Source organism: Halpernia sp. GG3 (genome assembly GCF_052976925.2).
The window spans coordinates 1-23,309 of the sequence record NZ_JBRIIR020000008.1 but is presented as its reverse complement, the minus strand read 5'-3'; the positions used below and the strand labels follow the sequence as shown (position 1 = coordinate 23,309).

At 32.1% G+C, this 23,309-nt stretch carries 22 protein-coding genes and 1 pseudogene; 5 read left to right on the top strand and 18 right to left on the bottom strand.

All coding sequences use genetic code 11. The features are described from left to right. Window positions 1-125: 125 nt before the first annotated feature. Window positions 126-629, bottom strand: a complete 504-nt coding sequence (gene purE, locus ACVBED_RS03425) for a 5-(carboxyamino)imidazole ribonucleotide mutase (RefSeq protein WP_473094495.1) — start codon at window positions 627-629, stop codon at window positions 126-128. Window positions 630-697: 68 nt separating this feature from the next. On the opposite strand from purE, the gene ACVBED_RS03420 reads away from it, so the two are divergent. Continuing rightward, complete coding sequence (locus ACVBED_RS03420) at window positions 698-1,606, top strand: DMT family transporter (protein ID WP_473094494.1); 909 nt, start codon at window positions 698-700, stop codon at window positions 1,604-1,606. A 194-nt stretch (window positions 1,607-1,800) separates the two neighbouring features. Here ACVBED_RS03420 and ACVBED_RS03415 read toward each other — a convergent pair whose 3' ends face one another. The 8 genes from ACVBED_RS03415 to ACVBED_RS03380 form a co-directional block, all read right to left on the bottom strand. After that, window positions 1,801-2,907 (bottom strand): 5-(carboxyamino)imidazole ribonucleotide synthase, encoded by a 1,107-nt coding sequence (locus tag ACVBED_RS03415; RefSeq protein WP_473094493.1) that lies wholly within the window; start codon window positions 2,905-2,907, stop codon window positions 1,801-1,803. Between the two features lie 45 nt (window positions 2,908-2,952). Next, window positions 2,953-3,510, bottom strand: coding sequence for a DUF1543 domain-containing protein (locus ACVBED_RS03410; protein ID WP_473094492.1), 558 nt, complete (start codon window positions 3,508-3,510; stop codon window positions 2,953-2,955). Window positions 3,511-3,521: 11 nt separating this feature from the next. Next, complete coding sequence (locus tag ACVBED_RS03405; RefSeq protein ID WP_473094491.1) at window positions 3,522-4,598, bottom strand: diphosphomevalonate decarboxylase; 1,077 nt, start codon at window positions 4,596-4,598, stop codon at window positions 3,522-3,524. A gap of 178 nt (window positions 4,599-4,776) precedes the next feature. Beyond that, window positions 4,777-6,534, bottom strand: coding sequence for an AMP-dependent synthetase/ligase (locus ACVBED_RS03400; RefSeq protein ID WP_473094490.1), 1,758 nt, complete (start codon window positions 6,532-6,534; stop codon window positions 4,777-4,779). A gap of 9 nt (window positions 6,535-6,543) precedes the next feature. Continuing rightward, window positions 6,544-7,554 (bottom strand): NAD-dependent epimerase/dehydratase family protein, encoded by a 1,011-nt coding sequence (locus tag ACVBED_RS03395; protein ID WP_447119785.1) that lies wholly within the window; start codon window positions 7,552-7,554, stop codon window positions 6,544-6,546. A 23-nt stretch (window positions 7,555-7,577) separates the two neighbouring features. After that, window positions 7,578-8,360 carry an alpha/beta fold hydrolase gene (locus ACVBED_RS03390; RefSeq protein WP_447119784.1) on the bottom strand — a complete coding sequence of 261 codons (783 nt, stop codon included), beginning with the start codon at window positions 8,358-8,360 and terminating at the stop codon, window positions 7,578-7,580. A 26-nt stretch (window positions 8,361-8,386) separates the two neighbouring features. Next, entirely contained in the window at window positions 8,387-9,106 is a 720-nt protein-coding gene (locus ACVBED_RS03385; protein WP_447119783.1) for a pyridoxine 5'-phosphate synthase, read from the bottom strand. A 2-nt stretch (window positions 9,107-9,108) separates the two neighbouring features. After that, window positions 9,109-10,368, bottom strand: a complete 1,260-nt coding sequence (locus ACVBED_RS03380; protein ID WP_447119782.1) for a mechanosensitive ion channel family protein — start codon at window positions 10,366-10,368, stop codon at window positions 9,109-9,111. A 72-nt stretch (window positions 10,369-10,440) separates the two neighbouring features. Between ACVBED_RS03380 and ACVBED_RS03375 the strand changes: the two are divergent. Both ACVBED_RS03375 and ACVBED_RS03370 read left to right on the top strand, forming a co-directional pair. Beyond that, window positions 10,441-10,931, top strand: a pseudogene (locus tag ACVBED_RS03375) (DUF456 domain-containing protein). A gap of 5 nt (window positions 10,932-10,936) precedes the next feature. Continuing rightward, window positions 10,937-11,419 (top strand): hypothetical protein, encoded by a 483-nt coding sequence (locus tag ACVBED_RS03370; protein ID WP_473094489.1) that lies wholly within the window; start codon window positions 10,937-10,939, stop codon window positions 11,417-11,419. Here ACVBED_RS03370 and ACVBED_RS03365 read toward each other — a convergent pair. Both ACVBED_RS03365 and ACVBED_RS03360 read right to left on the bottom strand, forming a co-directional pair. Then, on the bottom strand, window positions 11,406-12,047 hold the full coding sequence (locus ACVBED_RS03365) for a uracil-DNA glycosylase (RefSeq protein ID WP_447119780.1): 642 nt from the start codon (window positions 12,045-12,047) through the stop codon (window positions 11,406-11,408). The genes ACVBED_RS03370 and ACVBED_RS03365 overlap by 14 nt on opposite strands. A gap of 55 nt (window positions 12,048-12,102) precedes the next feature. Beyond that, window positions 12,103-12,720 carry a DKNYY domain-containing protein gene (locus tag ACVBED_RS03360; RefSeq protein WP_447119779.1) on the bottom strand — a complete coding sequence of 206 codons (618 nt, stop codon included), beginning with the start codon at window positions 12,718-12,720 and terminating at the stop codon, window positions 12,103-12,105. Between the two features lie 65 nt (window positions 12,721-12,785). On the opposite strand from ACVBED_RS03360, the gene ACVBED_RS03355 reads away from it, so the two are divergent. Continuing rightward, window positions 12,786-14,933 (top strand): endonuclease MutS2, encoded by a 2,148-nt coding sequence (locus tag ACVBED_RS03355; protein WP_473094488.1) that lies wholly within the window; start codon window positions 12,786-12,788, stop codon window positions 14,931-14,933. A gap of 110 nt (window positions 14,934-15,043) precedes the next feature. Here ACVBED_RS03355 and ACVBED_RS03350 read toward each other — a convergent pair whose 3' ends face one another. The 7 genes from ACVBED_RS03350 to ACVBED_RS03320 all read right to left on the bottom strand — a co-directional run bounded on the left by ACVBED_RS03350 (window position 15,044) and on the right by ACVBED_RS03320 (window position 22,012). After that, complete coding sequence (locus tag ACVBED_RS03350; protein WP_473094487.1) at window positions 15,044-16,330, bottom strand: glycosyltransferase family protein; 1,287 nt, start codon at window positions 16,328-16,330, stop codon at window positions 15,044-15,046. 107 nt (window positions 16,331-16,437) lie between these two features. Further along, complete coding sequence (locus ACVBED_RS03345; RefSeq protein WP_473094486.1) at window positions 16,438-16,695, bottom strand: GIY-YIG nuclease family protein; 258 nt, start codon at window positions 16,693-16,695, stop codon at window positions 16,438-16,440. Between the two features lie 44 nt (window positions 16,696-16,739). Next, window positions 16,740-19,289: a YfhO family protein gene (locus ACVBED_RS03340; protein WP_473094485.1), complete on the bottom strand. Its 2,550-nt coding sequence runs from the start codon at window positions 19,287-19,289 to the stop codon at window positions 16,740-16,742. Window positions 19,290-19,301: 12 nt separating this feature from the next. After that, on the bottom strand, window positions 19,302-19,535 hold the full coding sequence (locus ACVBED_RS03335; RefSeq protein ID WP_473094484.1) for a hypothetical protein: 234 nt from the start codon (window positions 19,533-19,535) through the stop codon (window positions 19,302-19,304). 15 nt (window positions 19,536-19,550) lie between these two features. Further along, the gene (locus ACVBED_RS03330) at window positions 19,551-20,609 is read right to left on the bottom strand and encodes a DUF6263 family protein (RefSeq protein WP_447119776.1); all 1,059 of its coding nucleotides are present in this window, start codon (window positions 20,607-20,609) and stop codon (window positions 19,551-19,553) included. A gap of 58 nt (window positions 20,610-20,667) precedes the next feature. Beyond that, window positions 20,668-21,420, bottom strand: coding sequence for a 23S rRNA (guanosine(2251)-2'-O)-methyltransferase RlmB (rlmB, locus tag ACVBED_RS03325; protein WP_473094483.1), 753 nt, complete (start codon window positions 21,418-21,420; stop codon window positions 20,668-20,670). A 121-nt stretch (window positions 21,421-21,541) separates the two neighbouring features. Then, on the bottom strand, window positions 21,542-22,012 hold the full coding sequence (locus tag ACVBED_RS03320) for a DinB family protein (RefSeq protein ID WP_447119775.1): 471 nt from the start codon (window positions 22,010-22,012) through the stop codon (window positions 21,542-21,544). Window positions 22,013-22,240: 228 nt separating this feature from the next. Here ACVBED_RS03320 and ACVBED_RS03315 point away from each other — a divergent pair, with 228 nt between their 5' ends. Further along, window positions 22,241-23,245 (top strand): AAA family ATPase, encoded by a 1,005-nt coding sequence (locus ACVBED_RS03315; RefSeq protein ID WP_473094496.1) that lies wholly within the window; start codon window positions 22,241-22,243, stop codon window positions 23,243-23,245. The last annotated feature ends 64 nt before the right edge of the window (window positions 23,246-23,309 follow it).

Genomic DNA, 23,309 nt, shown 5'->3' with positions numbered 1-23,309 from the left:
AACTAAGTCTTCCGCCTGAGTTTGGAAATTTTAGGACAAAAGTTTAATTTTAAGATGAGTTTCCAGTCTTGATTTTTTCGTTCTTTTTTATCAAGAAAAAAAGAACAAATTAAAATTTACAACCTTTATAAATCATAAGAATTCGGATGAATATCTTTAATTTCATTTACAGTTTTCAAGACTTTTTCAGTTAAAGAATTCTGATATTCTTCTAATTTTTTAGTTAAAGCATCATCAGAACTTGCGAGTATTTTCGCTGCTAAAATCCCAGCATTAGTAGCACCGTTTAAAGCGACGGTTGCAACGGGAATTCCCGACGGCATTTGCAAAATCGACAAAATGGAATCCCATCCGTCAATTGAATTAGATGATAAAATCGGGACGCCAATTACGGGCAAAGTCGTGCAACTCGCTACCATTCCTGGCAAATGCGCTGCGCCGCCTGCCCCCGCAATAATAACTTTCAAACCTCTTTTACCTGCAGTTTTTGAGTAGTCAAAAAGTCTTTCCGGGGTTCTATGCGCAGAAACAACGGTTAATTCATAAGGGATTTTTAAAGATTTAAGAAAATTTGCAGCATCTTCCATAATTGCCAGATCACTTTTGCTTCCCATTATTATACCTACCATTTCTCTTTTTTTTCTATTAAACCCCGTAAAGATACTAAACATAGCGTGAAAATAAATATCTTCGCAGCGTGAAAATTTCGAAAATTAAAAACTTAAAATTACTTGCTGCAATTTTTGTAGTTGCCATCGTTTGGGGCACGACTTTTATTGGAATTAAAATCGCCGTTCAAACTATTCCACCTTGGTTTGTCGCAGGAATCCGACAGTTTTTAGCAGGATTTATTTTATTTCTCTATTTGATTTTTTCAAAAAAATTAAAATGGCTCGGTTGGAAAGGAACTTTTCAGCAATTTTTAATTTCCACGCTTATGCTAGTCGTTGCAAACGGTCTAACCACTTTAGCCGAAAAAAATGTCACTTCCAGCTTAGCATCATTAGTTTCATCCTGTTCTCCGATTTTAGTTTTTATTTTAAGCGCTATTTTTATTGTAAAAGAGATTAAAACGCGCTCTTTAATTGGCGTCTTAATGGGCTTTTCAGGCATTATAATTGTTTTTTGGGACGGTCTGAAAGATCTGGTTAATGCAGATTACAGAATGGGTTTACTCTTAATGCTTTTTGCCATTTCAGGCTGGGCAATTGGTACGGTTTACAGCAAACAAATTTTAACCACAAACAGAGATATTTTTTTAAATCTTTTTTACCAGTTTTCTTTCGCAGGCTTTGTTCAGATCATTTTTGGCTTTATCTTTTCGCCTGTAATAAATGTCCACAACTGGAGTTTTCATGGGATTTTAGCAATTGTTTATCTTGGTATTTTCGGTTCTTTAATTGCTTTTTTTTGCTTCAATTATTTGCTTCAAAGATTACTTCCCACGCAAGTTGCCATACTTTCTTACGTTAATACGATTATCGCAATATTTTTAGGTTGGTTGCTTTTAAACGAGGAAATTTCCGCAACATTTTTGATTGCCGCCGTTTTGATAATTTCAGGCGTTGTGATCACTAATTACAAATCGAAAGTTGCTAAAGTTTAATTTATTTTGGCCGCCAATTTCCGCCTTCCGCGCTCAATATTTTTGCATTCCGGTATTTTCAAAAAATAAGAAGTCTAAGTAAAAAGGATTTCCGCTCAAACCTAACGAAGTGGTTCGATGATTTTCATATAAAATATAAAAATCATCATCAAGTCGGGGCGTAGATTTTCGCGTTTATAGAGGTTTATCCAAAATTAAGAAATCACTTTTACCAAACCTTTTATGTGAATTAGTTTTTCTAAAAGTTCGTCTTTTGAATCCGCCAAAACATTAATATGCCCCATTTTCCTTCCCGGTTTTGTTTCCTTTTTGCCGTAAAGATGTACGTAAGTTTTTGTTAATTTTAAAACATCTTCCAGACCTTCATATTTTACGATTCCCATGTAATTTTCTGCGCCAACTAAATTTAGCATGCCGCTAAAACTAAATGCTTCAGTATCTCCCAAGGGAAGATTTTTCAAAACGCGGAACATCTGTTCAAACTGCGAATTCGCATTTCCTTCCTGTGTTTGATGTCCTGAATTGTGAAGTCTTGGCGCCGTTTCATTGACCCAAATTTTTCCATTTTTATCTAAAAATAATTCAATAGCGAATAAACCTGCAGATTTTGCAGCATTTTTAAATTTCTCAACAATTGTAGAAATTTGAACTTCAACATCGGTAGAAATTCCTGCTGGACAAATATTAAAATCTAATAAATTTAATTTAGGATCGGCAATCATTTCTGTCACTGGAAAAGTTTTAAATTCACCACTTTCATTAATGGCTAAAATCACAGATAATTCTTTATCAATATCTACCAAACTTTCAATGACAGAAGGCTCGTTCCACATTTTTTCTAGATCATTTTCAGTTTTGATAATTTGCACGCCTTTTCCGTCGTAACCGCCTGTATTTAGTTTTTGAACAAATGGAAATGGAAAATTCAATTCTGACCTATTTTTAATAATCTGAAAATCTGGACTTGGAATTTCATTTTTTAAATAAAATTCTTTCTGTAAAATTTTTTGTTGAATAATTTTAATAATTTCTGCTGAAGGAATTACTTTCACGCCTTCTTTTTCTAACTTGAAAAGTGCGTCAACATTTACATGTTCAATTTCAATACTCACCACATCTTTGTCGCGTCCAAAATCTAAAACCGTTTGATAATCATTAAAATTACCTTCGGTGAAATGAGAAATACTTGCGCAAGAAGCCTCTTTTGACGGATCTAAAATATAAAACACATCATCATATTTCAGCGCATTTTGTATGAACATTCTGCCCAATTGGCCACCGCCGAGAATTCCGATTTTCATTTTATTTAGATTTTTGAAGTTAGATTTTAAATATTAGAAGTTAGATTAAACAAGTTTTGAAAGTTTAAAATAACCGATAAAAGTTTTATTTTCCTGATTTTTTTCTTCAGATTTTGTTAAAATAATACTGTATTTGTCTTTCATAGATTGTGGCAAAAGATCATTCACTTTATAGATGTCATCGATGTCCACGCCGTGTTTATCGTCAATATGACTCACCGCTTCAGGAAAACCCATTGTTTTATAGAAATCTGTTTTCTTAACGCGTTTGATAATTCCAGACATTTTTTCCCCGACCATTAAATGTTGCTCATGCAATTCTTCAAAAATGCTCCGTTTATATCCGCCCAAATTAATAAAAAATAAATTTTCAGCAGATTTTTCTTCCTTATGTTTAGGTAGTATTTTTACCTCAAAACCATCTATAAATTTCACTTCTTTATAACAGTCCACATGAATTTTTCCCTTAGCTTCTGGCCAGAATTTTTTCATCTCCGAGATTAAATCTTTCATCGATTCTGCAATCCCAAAAAAGACATCGTGTTGTTCGATTGTTCTGCCTGGAGGTGTTGCACCTAGAATAACGTAGAAAAGTTTTTGCATATTTACTTGTTTTAAAACCTCATTTCATCTTTCACAACGCCTCCTTTCTGAGTAAACTGTAACAATTCACTTTCAATATAATTTTCAATTTTTCCGCAATCATTATCATTTGGAAAAAGTAAATGAACATTTGCGCCTGCATCTAAAGTGAAAAATAATGACAAACCCGTTTCTTTTCTAAATTCCCAGATTTTATTGATTACCTCTAAAGTTCCGGTTTTCATTAAAATAAACGCCGGTTCACTCATCATCATCATCGCGTGCAAAGTGAGTGCTTCATGCTCAACTAAAGTGATAAATTTTTGCAAATCACCGCTTTTCAAAATTTCTTTCATGGGCAAAAACTGGTCTTTTGCTTCCTGAAAACGGGTTTCAGCGTAGGGATTATTTTTCATTAAACCATGACCAACCGTAGATGACACACTTTTTTCACCTTCATGAATAAGCAAGACCCAATCTTTAAAATTTTTAAAAATGGGATGGATTTCCGCATCTGGATATTTGACAGCATACAAATCCGAACTTCCAGCCACGACAGGCGTTTCGCCCCAAACCACCAAACCATTGTATAAACTTCTACACGCGCTTCCACTTCCCAAACGCGCTAAAAAACTGGCTTTTTTTGTTGCAAATTCTTGATTCTTGATTCTTGATTCTTGATTCTCAAAAGAAAAAACCTGATCTAAATCCATCAAACATTTTGCAATTGCACCAAAACCGGAAGCAGAACTCGCAATTCCCGAACTGTGCGGAAATGAATTTTCGGTAGAAATTTTATAACTTCCTTTTAAAATCCAGGGTAAATAAATTTCAATCGATTTGAAATATTTTTTAATTTTTAGACTAAAATTCTTTTCTTCATTTCCGGCTAAAAAAGTTTTAACTGAAAATTCTTCATTTGGAAAAAATTGCATTTCAGTGAGCGTTTTACATTCATTTAAAGTAAAACTAATACTCGGATTTGCAGGAATTTGAGGTTCATATTTTCCCCAATATTTGATAAGTGCAATATTTGACGGACAAGAATTTTCTACTTTCTGTGGAGAAAGTTGAAAGTTTTCGTTGCCGTAAAAATCTTCGTTTTTCATTAAGTTTCAATTTAAATAATATTTCTTTTAACCACAAAAGAAACAAAAGATTAAAGTTATGAAATTGGCTATAAAAGTTTAAAAAGAGAAAATCTACAGATTTATAAAATTTTTATTTTGCTTTCTTGTAAACAACTTAATTTTTAAATAAACCTTTTGTCCCTTTATGATTAAAAATTTAATACATTTCTTCAATTAAATTATGGTGTTTTTTCAAAATTACGTTGCGTTTTACTTTTAAGGTCGGCGTGATTTCACCTGCGCTGATTTCAAAGGCTTCTGGCATTAAAATAAACTTTTTAATTTTCTCAAAAGGTGACAATGATTCTTGAATAGTTGAAATTCTAGTTTCGTAAAACTGATGAATTTGCGGTAATTTTACAACATTCTGCCACGAATCTAATTTAATATTTAATTTTGCTAATTCTTCTTCTAAATTTTCAAAATCCGGAACTATTATCGCGGTGACATAAGCTTTATCTTCTGCAATTAACATGATTTGGTCTATAAAAGAATCGTCAGACAACGCATTTTCCATCGGTTGCGGCGCAATATATTTTCCATTGGACGTTTTCATTAAATCTTTAATTCTATCTGTAATCGTCAGATTTCCTTCATGATCCAATTCGCCCGCATCTCCCGTTTTAAACCAGCCATCTTCTGTAAAAACTTCGGAAGTTTCTTTTAGCAATTTATAGTAACCTTGCATCACACTGCTTCCTTTGACCAAAATCTCTTGATTGTCGCCAATTTTAATTTCGACGTCACCAATTGGTTTTCCAGCAGTTCCGTGTTTATAATTTTTAATAGGGAAAGCAGTTAACGTTGCGGTAGTTTCGGTCAAACCATAGCCAACTGTAATGTGAATTCCCATCGCATCAAAAAATCGCGTCACTTCATCTGACAAGGAAGCGCCGCCACACGGCATAAACCAAAGTTCACCACCTAACTTTTTTTTAATTTTATTAAAAACTAATTTATTCGCAATGGTATTTTTCAGATTTAAAACTAAAGGAACTGAGCTATTTTGTCTTTTCAACTCCGAAACTTGCGTTCCAATCTCAAAAGCCCAATTAAAAATTTTCTTTTTCGACTCTGAACCTTGACTCACGGTTTGCTTGACACCAGCATAAATCTTTTGATAAAATCTTGGAACAGCACACATAAAAGTAGGTTTAACTTCTACCAAAGCATTTGCGATCAGTTTTGTGTTTTCTAAAAAGTAAACTTTAACACCAGAATGTAGACAATAAAGAGTCCAGCAATGTTCAAAAATATGACTTAAAGGTAAAAAAGCTAAAGATTTTTGCCGGTCAAAATTCTCAAATTTAAAAAAATCAGTGTGCGCCTGGAAAGCTTTTAGAAAATTACCGTGAGATAACATCACGCCTTTTGGGACGCCTGTTGTGCCAGAAGTATAGATAATGGTCGCTAAATCCTCATCATTTCGATCCACGATTTCAAAATCAGAGGACACTTTTGCGATATAATCTTCCAGAAAAACAGAACGGTCTTGCTTGATCCAAACCGCTTTTTTTACAACAATTACTTTTTGCAAAAATTGATTTTCCTGCATAATTTCCAGACAATCGTCATATTGCTGTTGATTTCCAACCAAGACAATTTTTGTTTCAGAGTTTTCTAAAATGTAAGCTGCTTGATCCTTATTATTGGTAGAATAAATGGGAACCGTAACGGCGCCTAAAGATATAATTGCCAAATCAAAAATGATCCATTCTGCTGAATTATCTGCATAAATGGCTACTTTATCACCTTGCGAAATATCAGATTTTCTTAAAGCATTAGCCGTTTTAAAAACTAAGGTTCGCAATTTTAACCAGGAAATAGTTTCCCAAGCCTCTCTTTTTTTAAATCCTATAGAAGGATTTTTTAAATATTTGTCGGAATTTATATTAAGAAATTCTGTTAAATTCATGTTGCATTTTTAAACGGAAGTATGGTCTTTTAAATAATTTTTAAAGTGAAAATCAAGACTTTCAAAAACGGGTACAAATTCTATATTTAAGTCTTTTTTTATTTTTTCATTTGAAATTTCAGATTGGTAACTGACTGATTTTATATTAACAGAATTCACCATTTTTAAAGGTTTAATAAGCCATCCAAATAAAAAATTTAGAACAACGCCAATTCTTAAAACCCACATCGGCAATATTTTCACATCACTTTTATTTAATTTTTGACGTAAATAATTAGCCGTTTCCTGATAACTTTTAGTTTCTGAAATAACAATGAAACGTTCACCGAATGCGTTTTTTTCCATTAAATCAATCGAAATTTTTGCTACATCACGTACATCAATATAGGCTGTTCCGCCTGAAAAAGAGAATTGATTTTCGGCTAATTCTTTAAATAATTTTCCACTACTGTTTTTCCAATTTCCCGAACCAATAATAACACCCGGATTGACAATTATTGTATTTAAACCTTCCGCCGAAGCGCGCCAAACCTCCATTTCCGCAAAATGTTTTGAAAGTGCATAATCTGAATGGTTTTCTTTAGGGTTAAAATTAGAATCTTCATCTAAAATCCCCTGCTCATTCACATTGTCTAATACCGCAATAGAACTGACAAAGAGAAACTTTTTCACACTGGAATTTTCGCAAGCGTACAATAAATTTTCTGTAAACTTAATGTTGCATTGCAACATTTCCTCATTATCATCGGGGTGAAAACTCACTTTTGCCGCACAATGGTAAATTTCTGAAACGCCTTCTAAAGCCAGTTTCAAAGAATCTGCGTCTTCAAAATCTATATCTATCCAACTTATTTTATTAAAAAATTCATCTGGATTTTCTGTGTAAAATTGTAAAGAATGTTGAACTTCCACTAGATTACTAGAAGGTCGTTTCGTAGCACGAACGGTTTTTCCGCGCTTTAGAAGATCTAAAACAATGACTCTACCGAGAATTCCTGTGGCGCCAGTTACTAAAATCAAATCTTAAATATTGTTGGGCTAAATTACGATTTTAAAAACTCATAAACGGCATCATGAAAGTCTTTTGGATTTTCGGCCTGTACCCAATGTCCTGCATTTTTGATAGAAATAATTTTAGAAATTGGAAATTGCTGTTTAATTAATAATGAATCTTGTGGTAAAATGTAATTAGAATTTGCGCCAGAAATAAATAAAGTCTCACCTTCAAAAACACCAAACTTTATAGCATTGGAAACAAATTCAGCATATTTTTGGGCTAAAGCTTTTAGGTTAAATCGCCACGCCAATTTTTTATTTTCCGTCCAATAAAGACTTTTAGCTAAAAAATATACTACTGATTTCTCTGGAATATATTGACTTAAAATATCTTCAACTTCACCTCTACTTTTTACTTCATCTAAATTTACATCCAGCAGAGCTTTCAAAATTCCCTGATGATGAGGCGGATAAGATTTTGGTGCAATATCTACCACAATTAATTTGTCAATTTTTTCAGGATATTTCATTGCAAATTGCATCACTGCTTTTCCACCTAAAGAATGACCAAGCAAAGTGGCTTTTTGAATATTATTAGCGACCATATAATTTAAAATATCTTCCGCTAAATCATCATGTGACATTTCGTCAGAATGAAAACTTTTACCGTGGTTTCTTAAGTCAATTAAATGAACAGCCATTATTTCGCCAAAATCTTTACCGAAACTTCCCCAATTATCAAGCATTCCAAATAAACCGTGAAAAACCAAAAGTGGAATTCCAAGTTTTTCCTTTCCGTAAATTTTTGAGTGTAATATATTATTTTCCAACAATTTATAATTTTAAAAATTCATTTTTACCATTTCGCCAAACGCTTTAAATATGCTTGAACAGTATTTTCTAAGCCCATATAAAGAGCTTCCGAAATTAACGCGTGACCAATTGAAACTTCCAATAAATTAGGAATTTCATCTGCAAAAAACTTTAAATTTTCTAAATTTAAATCGTGACCAGCATTGACACCAAGATTGAAATCCACACATTTCTGAGCAGCTTCAACGTAAGGTTTTATGGCTAAATTTTTGTCTTTAGGATAGTCTTTTGCGTAGGCTTCAGTGTAAAGTTCAATTCTATCTGTATCAGTTTTTGCTGCAAACTCGACCATTTCAGGATTTGGATCTAGAAAAATAGCAGTTCTGATTCCCGCATTCTTAAACTCTGTAATAATTTCTGATAAAAAATCCTGATGTTTTTTGCAGTCCCAACCGGCATTGGAAGTAATTGCATCATCAGCATCCGGAACTAGAGTTACTTGCGCTGGTTTAACTTTTAAAACCATATCAATAAAATCACGGTAAGGATTTCCTTCGATATTAAACTCGGTTTTTACGACAGATTTTAAATCATAAACGTCTTTTCTCGTAATATGGCGTTCATCCGGTCGTGGATGAATTGTAATGCCTTGTGCACCAAATTCCTGCAACTTAATTGCGGCTTGGGTTACACTTGGAAATTCACCGCCACGAGCATTCCTCAAAGTGGCAATTTTATTGATATTTACACTAAGTTTTGTCATTTTTAATTTTTTGTATATTGAACCACATCCAGATCAAAATCCTTCGCAGCAACCAAAAGATGGTCAAAAATATCAGCTTGAATCTGCTCAAAATGTTCCCATTTAGAATCATTGGCGAAACAGTAAATTTCCAAAGGCAGACCATTTGGCGTAATATCTAACTGCCGAACCATCAACGTCCCTTCTGCATCTACATTATTATTTTGCTTTAAATATTCAACTGCATAATATCTAAAAACACCAATATTGGTCAATTGTGCACCATTAATTATTTTGTCATAATGACTCATATTCTTTTTGCTTTCAGAAATTTCTGCGATTTTTTGGGTCAAATAATCACTGATAAGATTTATCTGGCTCAACTTTTCAAATAATTCCTGATCAACAAATTTGAAAGATTTTATATTGAAATAAATTGATTTTTTAATCCGCCGGGTATTGGTTTCCGACATGACCTGCAGATTTTTTATTTCTGTAGAAAGTAAATCGTAAGTGGGAATGGTCGAAACCGTTTTATCGAAATTTAAAATTTTTGTGGTCAAAAGATTGATATCTAAAATCGTCCCTTCCAAATTATACTTAGGAATTCCAATCCAGTCGTTTACTTTTAAATTTTTAGATGTAGCTACATGAATTCCTGTCACAAATCCTAAAATGGTATCTCTAAAGACCAATACCAAAACTGCAGTTATTGCACCTAAACTTCCTAAAATTGCAGATCCACTAATTCTAAACAAAATACTCACTGCAATAACTGTAAAAATAAAAGTACCGAAAATTTTAACCGTTTGATTGATAGCACGAAGTGCCATAATGATATAAAAATCTTTCTTGTATAAATAATAGAATTCAACAGCCTTTAGCATTCTAAAAACCATATTTCCAACTACCAAAAGAAGTGAAATATTGATTATGATTCCTAAAAACTCATAGCTGTTCGGATGTCTGTAAAAAATTGAAAACAAGGCATATTTACCGATGAATAATGCAATTATTCGTGCAATTGAACTTGTAATTCTAGCTTTATAAAATGATTTTAAAATCGGGAACCGTTCTTCATTAACAAAAAATTTAAAGATGAAATTAAATATAATTTTAATAAAAGTACTAACCAAGTAAATGAGTGCAAAAAGCAGTAAAAACTTAGTTAAAATCTGCATCCATAACACCAGATCTTCAGGGAAATAGCCTTTTACAAAATAGTGAATCTGGTCACTAATATTTTGCAGTAAATCTTTCGTTGTTGTAAGTTCGTCACGCATAATTGCAAAAATAACAAATAACTTTTGGTAAGCATTTATATTTAACTAATTTTATCTTTTAAACTACAAAAAATGGGTGAAAGTTTAATCATACTGGTTTGCATTATACTTTTAATTTTAGGCATTATCGGTACTTTTTTACCAATTTTACCTGGGCTATTATTGAGTCTTTGTGGTATTTTAATCTATAAATTTAGTGCTAGTAAAGATTTAAGTATGTGGTGGATCTGGATTTTTTCAATTCTTACGTTAATTTCTACAATTTTAAATTATGTTATTCCCGCAAAAACAAACATAAAATATGGTGGAACACGCTACGGAAGTATTGGTTCATTTATCGGAACTATTTTAGGAATGCTGTTTAGACCAATCCCATTTGGATTTTTAATTGGTGTCTTTACAAGCGTTTTTTTTGGGGAATTATTACACGATTTTAGTGATAAAAGAAAGCTTTTAACAGTATGAAAGGTACTTTTATAGGCTTTCTCTATGACACAGGATTTAATTTTTTGGTTGGTTTGGCAATGTTATTGGTCGTAATTTTAAATATTTTTAAATATTAAGTCACATGTACTATAAAATATTACTTTTCAGTTTCGCCTTTTTCACAGTGATTAATTGCCAATCGCAGAAATTAGTAAAAGAATCTTCAAGCAAAAATTTGTCACAAGAAAATTTAATTTATTTAAAAGAAGGTGAGACAAAATTTTTGAAAGACCAACAAATGAATGTTACTTTTGTTGGCATTGCAGCGGATTCACGTTGTCCTGAAGGTGTGAATTGTATCTGGCAAGGTGCTGCAACTGCTTCAGTTACAATCATGACAACCACATCCCGACCAATGCAAATGGAACTAAGCACTGTAAATATGCTATCAAGAAAGATGAGCAAAACTCAAAATGTCGGCGAATATCATGTTACTTTAGAAAAAGTCTCACCTTATCCAAATCAAAAAAATAACGCAGTAACTTTAAAAGGACAATATCAAATCGGTTTAAAAATTGAAAAGGGAAATATACCTGAAACTGAAAATCCGGTTACCACTCAATAAATTTCTCATTTTTTTCAGTTAAGTATTGATTAATTTTTGAAAAAGGTGCGCTTCCAAAAAACCCGCGATAAGAAGAAAGTGGCGATGGATGAACAGATTTCAAAATCAAATGTTTGCTTTCATCAATTAAAACCGACTTTTTTTGCGCAAAACTTCCCCAAAGAACAAAAACTACGTTTTCTTTTTTATCCGAAATTTCTTTGATAATGAAATCTGTAAATTTTTCCCAATCTAATTTTTGATGAGAATTGGCTTCGTGCGCGCGAACCGTTAATGTCGAATTTAAAAGTAAAATGCCTTGTTTCGCCCAATCATCCAATTCTTTTTTAGTTCTTTTAATTCCCAGATCATTTTCTAATTCTGTAAATATATTTCGCAAAGAAGGTGGCATTGCTACTTTTTCTGAAACCGAAAAGCACAATCCATTTGCCTGATAATCATTATGATAAGGATCTTGACCTAGAATCACTACTTTAATCTCATCAAAAGAAGTTAATTCTAAAGCCCGAAAAATCTGTTTTGGCAGCGGAAAACACGGATTTTTTGCATATTCTGACTTCACATTTTTCCACAGGTTTTTAAAATAATCTGATTCTTTTATTGGCGCGAGAATTTCTGTCCAGGTCATGTTTTTATTTGTAAAGTCTTAAAGTGATTGTTTTCTGAAGTTTTTAAAATAGAATTTATTTTTCCATTATGCCATATTTATATTTTTTATTTCCATCAATTGCTTCATAAGAACTTAAAATTTTAGTCGTTTTCGGATTTGCATTTTTTAAAATAACATTTCTATTTATGATGTATTTATTTGTCTTTCCCCAATCTTCATCAATTGGTTTGAAACTATCAATGTCATCTACAAAAACAGATTCTTGACCGTTAATTAAAATTTTTCCAGATTTCGCCCATGGATATTTCAATGTTTGAAAGTGATTTGAATCAATTCCCTTTACTGAACAATCATTTATATCATTAAAAAAACCAAAAAAATAGATTTTATTTTTATCTTTAAAGTAATAATTATTAATAAAAGTAAAAGTCTCTGGATCAATATTTTTCATAATATCACCATCTATAAATAAATGATTTTTATCTTTTGCAAAAGAAAAAGACGTTTTATCTTTAAATTCAATTTCTTTAAATGTTTTAAAATCAACATTTTTCATCAATTTTTTATTTTGAGCACTTCCTTCATTCCAGTGTTCATAGTAGACTTTTCCATTTTCTTTCTCGTAACCTTTCTTGCAAGAAAAAAGAGAAGTTAAAATCAAACTTAGAAAAAACAATTTAAATAACTTCATTTTAATTAAAATTTCAAATAATAATTAAATATACATAATAAATAATTTTCTCATTAAATTTGCATGTGCATATAACCAAAGACCATTTACAGGAATTAGAATTCGATCAACTTTTAGCCGAGATTGCTCCTTTAGCATTTTCACCTAAAACCGTTGAAAATATATTAGAAATTCAACCTTTGCCTTTCGATGAAGCGCAAATTTCTTTACAAAAAACTTCTGAATATCTAAGTTCTTTTGAAAGCCAAAATGCTATTCCATTTACTAATTACGATGATATAGAAGGAGAACTGAAATTAATGCACATCGAAAATTTTCGTTTAGAAAATAAAGCATTTATTAGAATTAAAGAAATTACTTTACAAATCGGAAAACTTCAAAACTTCTTCGGAAAACTTCAGGAAAATTTTCCGCTCCTTACTGAAGAAGTTATTAATCTGGATTATCAAAAAATAATTATCGATAAAGTTGATAAAGTTTTTAACCGTTTTGAGGAAGTTAAAAATGATGCTTCGCCCGCTTTGAGAGGTCTTCGTGCAGATATTTCTCATGCTAAAAAAGCAATTCAACAAAATTTCAGTAAAGCACTTTCTTCTTTCGCTGGTACAGATTTTTTAGATGATATAAAAGAAACGGTTATTGACGACCAACGTGTTTTAGCAGTGAAATCTGCCTATAAAAAAAGAATTGCAGGTCGAATTTTAGGTGTTTCGAGAACGGGTTCCATCACTTACATTCAACCAGAATCCGTGGTAAAACACCATTTTAAATTGAAAGAAGACGAAGAGGAAGAAAAGAAAGAAATAGATAAAATATTACGAAAATTAACTTTAGAAATTTCAGAATTTCACCCGCAACTTTCAGATTACCAAAAGTATATTTTTGATCTTGATATTACCTGTGCAAAAGCAAAATTTGCTAATAAAATAAAAGGTGTTCTACCGAAAATAAATAAGCACAAAACCATGCGTTTGGTCAATGCGTTTCATCCGTTATTGTGGCTAAGCACTCAAAAAGAAAAAAAAGAAATTTTCTCACAAAGTTTAACTTTCACCGAACATAACCGCATTATTTGTATTTCTGGTCCAAATGCCGGTGGAAAATCTATTACTTTAAAAACTGTTGGATTACTACAATTGATGATCCAAAGTGGGATTTTAGTTCCTGTTCATCCGAAAAGTGAAATGTTTTTCTTTGATAATATTTTAACAGATATTGGTGACAATCAATCCATTGAAAATCAACTTTCCACCTATTCTTCCCGCCTAAAAAAAATGGCGGAAATGATAAAAGTGACAAATGAAAATACACTGCTTTTAATTGATGAATTTGGAACTGGTTCAGATCCGGAATTAGGCGGTGCTTTGGCGGAAGCATTTTTGGAATTTTTCTATGGTAAAAAAAGTTTTGCCATCATTACCACGCATTATACTAATATTAAAATGGTGGTAGAGCAACTACCAAACGCGCAAAATGCAGCCATGCTTTTTGACGAAAATACCTTGTTACCACTTTATAAATTAGAAATTGGACAAGCCGGAAGTTCATTTACGTTTGAGGTGGCGCAAAAAAATAAAATTCCGAAGTTTATATTGGATTCTGCGAAGGAAAAAGTGAAACATGATATTATTAATTTAGACAAAACCATAGTAAAACTTCAGCAAGAGAAATTTGAAGTTGAAAAACTTAGAACAAATCTGACCGAGCAAAAAGATTCTGCGCAAAATAAAAAGGAAAATTTGCAAAAGTTGAATGATCAAATGGAACAAAAGCTTTATAATTTTCAAAAATTATATGAAGATGAACATCGGAAATTACAGTTTGGAAATAAGATAGAAACATTTATAGAAGCTTATACTAAAGGAAGATCCCGAAAAGACATCGTCACAGAATTTGTGAAAATTTTAGAACAGGAAAAATTTCGGCGTTTGGGTGGCGATAAAACTGAATCAAAAAAACTTCAAATTGTTAAGCGAAAAATTACACAAGAATTAAAAAAAGTGGATGTTCAGGAACAGATTGAGGAAACCAACATCAAAATTGAAGAGAAAAAAACGAAAGACCGCGCCGTTTGGATGAACGTGGGACAACGCGTTCGCATAAAAGGTTCGGCAAGTGTAGGAACGATTGAACTAATTTCCAAGAATAAAGTGACAGTAAATTATGGTACTTTTAAGACGCAGATTTCTGGTGATGAACTGGAAAGGGTTTAAAAATTAATTCACGCAGATTTTTCAGATAAAGCAGATCCGCTCTTCTAATTGCGATTATTAATATGCGTCATTTGCAAAATCTGCGAGAGAAAAGAGAATTTAGTCGTTTTTTATTTTTCCAAAACCTCAACCAATTTTTTAGTCAAATTTCTACGGGAATATTGTGAAATATCTTGCTCTACAAAGTTACTTTTGTCGATTTTCCACTCTTGGTATTTTTCTAAAATAAATTCTTTTAAATTTTCAGAATCTTTATAAGAAAAATGGTTTCCAGAATTGGTTTCATTTAAGATTTGTTCAACGTCCGCGTCTTTCGGTCCGAAACTTAAAATGGTATTTCCAGTTTGTAGATATTCAAATATTTTTCCGGGAATAATTCCTTTTGACTTCTCTTCCGGAAAATTAGTAATCAGCAATAAATCTGACTGTTGCATTTCAATATTAGAATATTTATGTGATAAATAGCCTAAATTTTTGATAGAGTTTATAAGTTCTGATTGATATAAATTTTCTAATATTTTATCATCAATTCTACCAACAAATTTTAACTCAAAATCATTTTTAAAGTCCTGATTTTCATTAACTAAATCTTTTAAAACGTGCCATAAATTTTCAGGATTTCGCAATTGTTCCAAAACGCCGACATAACTTAAAGTAAATTTTTTAGTTTTTGCTTTTTCTTTATTCTCACTTCCATCAAAGCCATTCGTAATACAAAGTGCATTTGCGCCTTTTTTACGAAAATTTTCAGCGTCGGTGAAACTTGTTGCTAAAGTTACATCTGCGTTTTCAAAAACTTTTTGCTCTAATTTTTTATGTTTTAAATCGGCAGAATTGGTCAGTCTTAAATGTTTATAATAAGAAATTTCTGTCCACGGATCTCGAAAATCTGCGATCCATTTTAAATTGGGGAATTTTTCTTTTAAACCTAAACCAATTAAATGCATCGAATGCGGCGGACCGGTCGTCACAAAAGCATCGAAATGATTTTCCTGAACGTATTTTTCTAAATATTTAATGGAAGGTTTTACCCAAAAAACACGCGCATCAGGAATGAAAAAATTACCGCGAACAAAGATGGATAATTTTGATTTCCAAGATTGGTTTTCTTTTATATCAAACTGTCCAGCTTTGAATTTTTTGTTGTCTTTTCCAAAGATTTCTGCCAGTTGGTAAGGTTCCCAGATGTTTGTCTTAATGACGTTTAAATCTGGTGAAACTTCATTTTCAAGACTTTCATCAATAATTGGATAACTTGGATTTTCCGGAATAAAAAGCGTGGGTTCCCAACCAAATTCCGGTAAATATTTTGTGAATTTCAACCAGCGCTGAACGCCGGGTCCGCCTGCAGGCGGCCAATAATAGGAAATGATTAATATTTTTTTTGGTTGGTTCAAACTATAATTTTACTTTTTTCATTCTGACGAAGGAAGAATCTCTATTTTTAATTTTTACAATTAAACTTCATCATTTAAAAATATCCATGAAGAATTAAAATTAGAAATTAAGTCATCTTTCTTTTTTCTCGTCCAACCTTTATTTGCTTTTCTATGTTAATCGCAATATCAATATATTGATAATGCTCAAAAAAAATCAAGAAAAAACATTTATATTTTGTGGTAAAATGTCTTGAAATAGCCTCCGGATTTTTATACCAATAAAGCCTATTCTTTAAATCATCAGTAAATCCTGTGTAAAGAACAGTTTTCATTTTATTTGTTAAAATATAACCATAATAATTATGCGTTCCTAAAGTTGTCATTCAATGCAAGTTAAAGAGATTCTTCCTTCGTCAAAATGAAAATATCAAAAACTTTCTTCATTTTTTCGATATAAAAAATAAATTCCCAAAACACTCAAAATTAAAAATACCAATAAAGATATCAACGAAATAATTTTTCCGGTTGCGATTACTTTTGGTTCAAAAACCATTTGAACAGTATGATTTCCTGCGGGAACTACAACTGCGCGCAATAAATAATCGGCTTTTATGTACGGAACTTCTACATCGTCAACCAACATTTTCCAACCTTCTGGATAATAAATTTCAGAGAAAACTGCGAGTTGTGGCGTTTTAGACTGCGTTTTATATTCTAACGAATTTGGTTGGTATTTTGTTAAATTAATGATTGCCGTCGGATCATTACCAAGGTTTTTACCCTTAAAATAATTCTTATCTAAAGCTGAAATTACCGCTGTATTTTTAGAATCAATCACACCTAAAGCATTCAGTTCTTCATTTGGAGTTTCTACAAATTGAACATTAGAAACAAACCACGCATTTCCATTATTTTGAGGATTTGGCGCAATTTGCGGTTTTTCAGGATTTCCTAAAACCATATATTTTACATCCAATAGATTTAAAATTTTAGGTAATTTAATGGAATCTAAAGTCGAAAAATACGTATTGATTAAATCATCATATCTGCGCAATTTTACGGCGTGGTAACCACCAACAGAAGATTTAAAATAAGATGTATTGGTTTCACTGAATGTGCCTAAAATGTTATTAAAAATACGATAATGGGTTTTATCTTTTTGCGAAATTGTTTCTAACGCTTTATTCACATTTACATTATCTAAAAGTGATTTTAGGTTTTGATTATCGCCTACTTTATCAACTAATAAATCAGAAGTTTCCGTTTGAAAAGGTTGTTCTGCGAAAGTTTTATCCACAAAATTATCACTGTTTAAATAGCGTTGATTTACTGACCAAAGATCAAATAAACTGATCGATCCGATAAGAATTAATGCAATATTTTGAGATAATTTTTTCTTTAAAGAAAAGTATAAAATCGCGGCAATAAGCGCAACATAAATAATTGCTTTTAAAGCATCTATTTTAAAAACAGAATATCTTGCATCTACAAAATAATCTAAAAGATACGGTGGGAAATAAGTTTTCTCTGAATCTGTATGGAAACCAAGTAAACTTTTACCAAAAACCAATAAAATTAAAGTAAATCCTAAAACACCAGAACTTACCCAAATTAATATTTTCTTTTTGTATTCGTCCGTTAAAATATTTTCTGTCGAAGTTTCAATATTCTCGCTAGAATTAAAGAACCTGTAAAGTCCGATCATTGCTATTAAAGGAAATAATAATTCGACCACAACCAAGATTGAACTTGGCGCACGGAATTTATTATACAAGGGCACAAAATCAATAAAAAAATCTGAAACTAAAAGAAAATGACTTCCCCACGCCAAAAAAATCGTTAAAATTGATGCGCCTAAAATCCAATATCTGTATTTTTTCCAAGCAAAGAAAAAGCCTAAAATTGCAAGAAAAATTACGACTGCGCCTTGATAAGCCGGTCCAGAAGTCCCAGGTTGATCGCCCCAATAACTTGTACTGGAAAATCCTTTTTGAATATTATTAACTTCTTCTTGAGAAGTGGCGTTTTGCTGAACTAATTCCTGAGTTTTCTGCATCATTTCCGCAGAACCTTCTTCCTGACTTCCGCCACCCATTAAACGTGGAATAAATAAATTTAAAGTTTCCACCTTCCCATAACTCCACATCAGAAGACTTTCCTTATCGATACCGGATTTTCCTGCAGTTTGCGAGTCAGAATTTAAAATCTGTTTCCCACGAACGGTTTCTTTGATGTATTCAGAATTAGCCAAAATTCTCTGCGAATTCATTCCAACTCCTAAAACAAAGGCGACGGCTAAGATTCCCGTCGAAATTCCAAAATGTTTCCAAGCAATTTTTCCAGTTGCGGCCCTAATAAATTCAGATAAAAACAAAAATCCCATCGCTAGAAAAAAGTAATAGGTCATTTGCGCGTGGTTTGCGAAGATTTGTAACGCCATAAAAAGTGTCGTTACTATAAAACCAGTTACATATTTTTTACGCACATAGACCAATAAAATCCCAGCTAAAAGTGGCGCGAAATAGGCTACAGTATGGATTTTTCCATTATGACCTGCCGCCAATGCAATAAAAAAATAAGTAGAAAACCCAAAAAAAGTAGCACCCAAAAGTGCATATTTCCAATTTCTAACTACCACTAAACCTAAAAGAAAAAAGCCAAAGAATAATAGAAACAAATAATTCGTAGGTTTAGGTAAAAGCATAAAAAAATCATCTACACTTCTTATTAAATCGCCGCGAAACTGCGCACCCATTTGGTAAGTCGGCATTCCACCAAACATAGAATCGCTCCAATAAGTTTCATTCTCGTTGTTTGCCCTGAAATCTAAAAGTTCTTTTGCTCCACCCTTATATTGAACAATATCATGCTGGAAAAGTTGCTTCCCATTTAAGACAGGATTGGCATAAACGATTGCTAGTAGTACAAATAGAAGCAAACTGGTTACAATAAAAATATATTTTTTGTTCTTCAGCATTTAATTTTGCTTTTATTTTGATTGATCTTTTGGCTCTTTTACTTCCTCATAATCCACGGTTTCTGCGTCCCAATGCACTTTAGAATTAATCTTTGGCTCTTGCGCATCATTTGGTGCTGGATTATTCTGTGGATTTTTCTGCTGAAAATTTTTCATAACTGCTCCAAAAAACAATCTTTTTACTAATCTCCAAACAAAAGAAATAATAATTATCACAAGAATTACATCTAAGATATCTTTAAACATATCGAAATTTTAAAATTATTTGTCAGACGGATTAACCATAACAGATGAAGTGGAAACACTTGTCATCGATTGCGCTTTCTTACCGTCATTTATCCCCTCTTTTTGAGTTGTTTTCACAGAAATGTTTTGATTTTTTATCCAGCCAGAATTTTGGTCAAATTTAATAATTCCACTTTGTGAAAGCTCTGAACTAACTGTATGAGTCACACCATCTGCTACTTTTTTCTCAGATTTTAAAGGAATTCCACCATTTACAGCAATTTCTGCAACACCATTATCAACATTTTTTAAAGTATAGTAAGTGGTTAATTTCACTTTTCCATCTGCAGAAGCGTTTTCTGAAACATTCCATTTATCACCTACTTTAATACCTTTTGCCGGGATGATTGAAAGATTCTTGGTGAATTGATCTTTCAGGATCTTTTCGTCAAAGTTTTGTTTAAAATTAGCGATAAAACCATCTCTTTGTTTCGGATCTTTAATTATTGAAGATGTTGCTGCAGCTACTTTTTTATAAATGGGATCAAAACCTGTAATAGAAATAACTTTACCAGATTTATCCATTTTCATATTCAGTTTATTCCCTGTCAAAGCGCGGTTAATTGTCCACATCATTTTCAACTGATCTTCTTTTGGAATGGCTTGTTTTGTATCTACAACAGATGTTTTGCCATTTGCCGTCTGAGAATTTCTTTTACTTACCAAATTGATGGTTATGTTATAAACATTATTTTTTAGATCATTTACCGTAAAAGACATTTCATCGGTCGCTTCACTAATACCGCTCACTTTTTTGCCGGATGGATCGGTAATCTCCTGTAAATCTCTTTGATACGTAACCAAAGGATAGCTTTTCCCTTTCTCCAAAATAAAACTGTGCTTAAAAATTCCTGCTGAATCTTTAATTGCTAAATTTTGAGGTTTCGAAGCGTCTGCTTTTGTTGAATCTTTTACTAAAACTTCCACACTAATTGTTTTCCCAGTTTTAGGATCTGTTTTAGTGATCGTTTTGGTATCTTTTTTACAAGAATAAAGTGTTAAAGAAATAAGCGCAATGGCTAAAATATTTTTCATTTTAAAAATCTGATTGTATTAAATGGCGATATGTACTCACCTTTTTTTATTAATTTATTTACAATTGAGAAATAGTTAATTTCTGACGAACTGCCTCATAAAGAATTGCACCACAAGCAACAGAAACGTTTAAAGATTGTGTTTTTCCCTGTAATGGCAATTTTATTTTTTCATCTGCATGGTGTAACACTTCTTTAGAAATCCCTGTTTCTTCATTTCCCATCACGATTAAAGTTGGTCCCGAAAAATCGACATCGAAAATTAATTTTTGTGCTTTTTCTGTCGCTGCAAAAACCTGAACGCCAGATTGCTGCAGAAAATCTACAGTGTGAGATAAATTTTTCTCCTTACAAATTTTAACATTATAAAGTGCGCCCGCTGAAGTTTTTATTGCATCAGAATTAATTGGTGCGCCACCTTTCTCAGGAATAATTATGGCATCAATTCCCACGCATTCTGCGGTTCTGCAAATGGCACCGAAATTTCTAACGTCTGTTAGTCTATCGAGCATCAATAAAAAGGGTGTTTTGCCTTCTTCAAAAATTTGAGGTAAGAGATTTTCGATATTATAAAAAGGCACATCCGAAATAAATGCAACCACACCTTGGTGATTTTTCCTTGTAAAACGATTTAATTTTTCAACTGGAACAAAATTAGCGCGGATTTTATGTTTTGCAAGCGCCGCTTTTAGTTCAGCGTAAATCTGTCCTTGTAGTGCATTTTGCAAAAATATTTTATCAATAGTTTTTCCGGCTTCCAAAGCTTCCATCACAGGTCGCAAACCGAAAATAAAGTCATCTTTTTCTTTCATCTAAAATTTTTCATTTTGTTTAAGGCTAAATGTAATCGTCATAATACAATTTTTGATAGTAACTAATTTTTACAAATTGGCGATTTCATATCTTAATCTCTAAAAAGAGAATTTTATTTAATTAATTTCTTTCCGCTAAAAGCGCTCTTTTTTGTGCTAAAATGTAGCCGTAATGTAAACTCTCATGCATATTATTGAAAATAATGGCGTCTTGAATGCTTTTTAAATCAATACCATAACTCGTGGAATAAGGCGTATAATCTGGAAAAAAGTTGTCGTCAAAATCTTTCATCAAAATTCGTGAAGTTTCAGTTAATAAAAATCCCAGATCTTCAATTTCAGAAGCTTTTACATCCAAATTTGCCAATGTTCCTTTTTTATATTTTTCTATCCAAAATGTATCAATTCTAAATGGATTGCCACTTAGATAATAATGTAGAAGCTGTTGTGTTGCAACGCAATGCGCAATGTTCCAATAGATATTATTGTTAAAACCATCAGGAATTATTAATAAATCTGAATGCGACGTTTCCTGCAAAATTTCTAATAAATTTCGTCTAGTTTGCTTATGTATAGAAAAATGATAATTCAAATGAGTTTATTTTAATTCCCAAAAATACTTCATTTATATGGAATTGCATAAAATTTTGGAAGCTATCAAAAAGAGATTAACACTTTTTAATAAAATGTATGCTAAATTAAAGTTAAATCATTAGATTGCCCTGATTTTTTTTAACAAATTTTAACGCAAAATTAGCACTAATTATATTGATTAATGCCCATTTTTATTGGAAATTTACCCATTATTTTAAAACCAGCTATGGCAGAATTACAGCAAGCAGAAGATATTAGGCTTTTAACGGAAAAAGTGAAAGAGCAAAATGTTTATTTCTCACTTTTAAAACAAGAAATAAACCGAGCGATAATTGGCCAAGAATACATGATAGACCGTTTGCTCATAGGCCTTTTGGGCAACGGGCACGTTTTGTTAGAAGGGGTTCCGGGTCTCGCAAAAACTTTAGCGATAAAAACTTTGGCAGAAGCCGTTCAGGGAAATTTTTCCAGAATACAGTTTACGCCAGATTTATTGCCTGCAGATGTTATCGGAACTCAAATCTACAGTGTAAAAGACAATGATTTTTCGATAAAAAGAGGACCAGTTTTTGCAAATTTTGTTTTGGCAGATGAGATCAACAGAGCGCCGGCAAAAGTGCAATCGGCCCTATTAGAAGTAATGCAGGAAAAACAGGTGACAATTGGTGATGAGACGATGTTTTTACCAAATCCATTTCTAGTTTTAGCGACGCAAAATCCGATTGATCAAGAAGGAACTTATCTTTTGCCTGAAGCACAAAGCGATCGTTTTATGCTAAAATGTACCATCGATTATCCTGATTTTGAATCTGAGAGAAAAATTATGCGAATGATTTCTACCCAAGATATTCCTAAAATTAGACCGGTGATTTCTTTGGATCAAATAACAGAGGCAAAATCAATTATCAATCAGATTTATCTGGATGAAAAAATTGAAAAATATATTTTGGATATGGTTTTCGCCTCAAGATATCCGGAAAAATATGGACTATCAGATTTAAAAAATTACATCAGTTTTGGTGCTTCGCCGCGTGCGTCAATTAATTTAGCAATCGCTTCACGCGCTTACGCCTTTATAAAAGGTCGCGCTTTCGTAATCCCCGAAGATGTGAAAGAAATCGCAAAAGATGTTTTGCGCCACAGAATTGGATTAAGTTTCGAAGCGGAAGCAGAAAATATTTCGTCCGACGAAATTGTAGATAAAATTTTGGGGAAAGTGCAAGCGCCTTAAAATAATGAGCAATCTTTAATGTTTTTTTTTTTTTTTTTTTTTTTTTTTTTTTTTTTTTTTTTTG

Coding starts and splice junctions, on each gene's coding strand:
- ACVBED_RS03315 (WP_473094496.1), top strand. CDS start 22,241: ATGGCAGAATTACAGCAAGCAGAAGATATTAGGCTTTTAACGGAAAAA.
- ACVBED_RS03330 (WP_447119776.1), bottom strand. CDS start 20,609: ATGAAAAATATTTTAGCCATTGCGCTTATTTCTTTAACACTTTATTCT.
- ACVBED_RS03360 (WP_447119779.1), bottom strand. CDS start 12,720: ATGAAGTTATTTAAATTGTTTTTTCTAAGTTTGATTTTAACTTCTCTT.
- ACVBED_RS03335 (WP_473094484.1), bottom strand. CDS start 19,535: ATGTTTAAAGATATCTTAGATGTAATTCTTGTGATAATTATTATTTCT.
- ACVBED_RS03370 (WP_473094489.1), top strand. CDS start 10,937: ATGTACTATAAAATATTACTTTTCAGTTTCGCCTTTTTCACAGTGATT.
- ACVBED_RS03340 (WP_473094485.1), bottom strand. CDS start 19,289: ATGCTGAAGAACAAAAAATATATTTTTATTGTAACCAGTTTGCTTCTA.
- ACVBED_RS03345 (WP_473094486.1), bottom strand. CDS start 16,695: ATGACAACTTTAGGAACGCATAATTATTATGGTTATATTTTAACAAAT.
- ACVBED_RS03380 (WP_447119782.1), bottom strand. CDS start 10,368: ATGCGTGACGAACTTACAACAACGAAAGATTTACTGCAAAATATTAGT.
- ACVBED_RS03410 (WP_473094492.1), bottom strand. CDS start 3,510: ATGCAAAAACTTTTCTACGTTATTCTAGGTGCAACACCTCCAGGCAGA.
- ACVBED_RS03365 (WP_447119780.1), bottom strand. CDS start 12,047: ATGACCTGGACAGAAATTCTCGCGCCAATAAAAGAATCAGATTATTTT.
- rlmB (WP_473094483.1), bottom strand. CDS start 21,420: ATGAAAGAAAAAGATGACTTTATTTTCGGTTTGCGACCTGTGATGGAA.
- ACVBED_RS03405 (WP_473094491.1), bottom strand. CDS start 4,598: ATGAAAAACGAAGATTTTTACGGCAACGAAAACTTTCAACTTTCTCCA.
- ACVBED_RS03400 (WP_473094490.1), bottom strand. CDS start 6,534: ATGAATTTAACAGAATTTCTTAATATAAATTCCGACAAATATTTAAAA.
- ACVBED_RS03385 (WP_447119783.1), bottom strand. CDS start 9,106: ATGACAAAACTTAGTGTAAATATCAATAAAATTGCCACTTTGAGGAAT.
- purE (WP_473094495.1), bottom strand. CDS start 629: ATGGTAGGTATAATAATGGGAAGCAAAAGTGATCTGGCAATTATGGAA.
- ACVBED_RS03415 (WP_473094493.1), bottom strand. CDS start 2,907: ATGAAAATCGGAATTCTCGGCGGTGGCCAATTGGGCAGAATGTTCATA.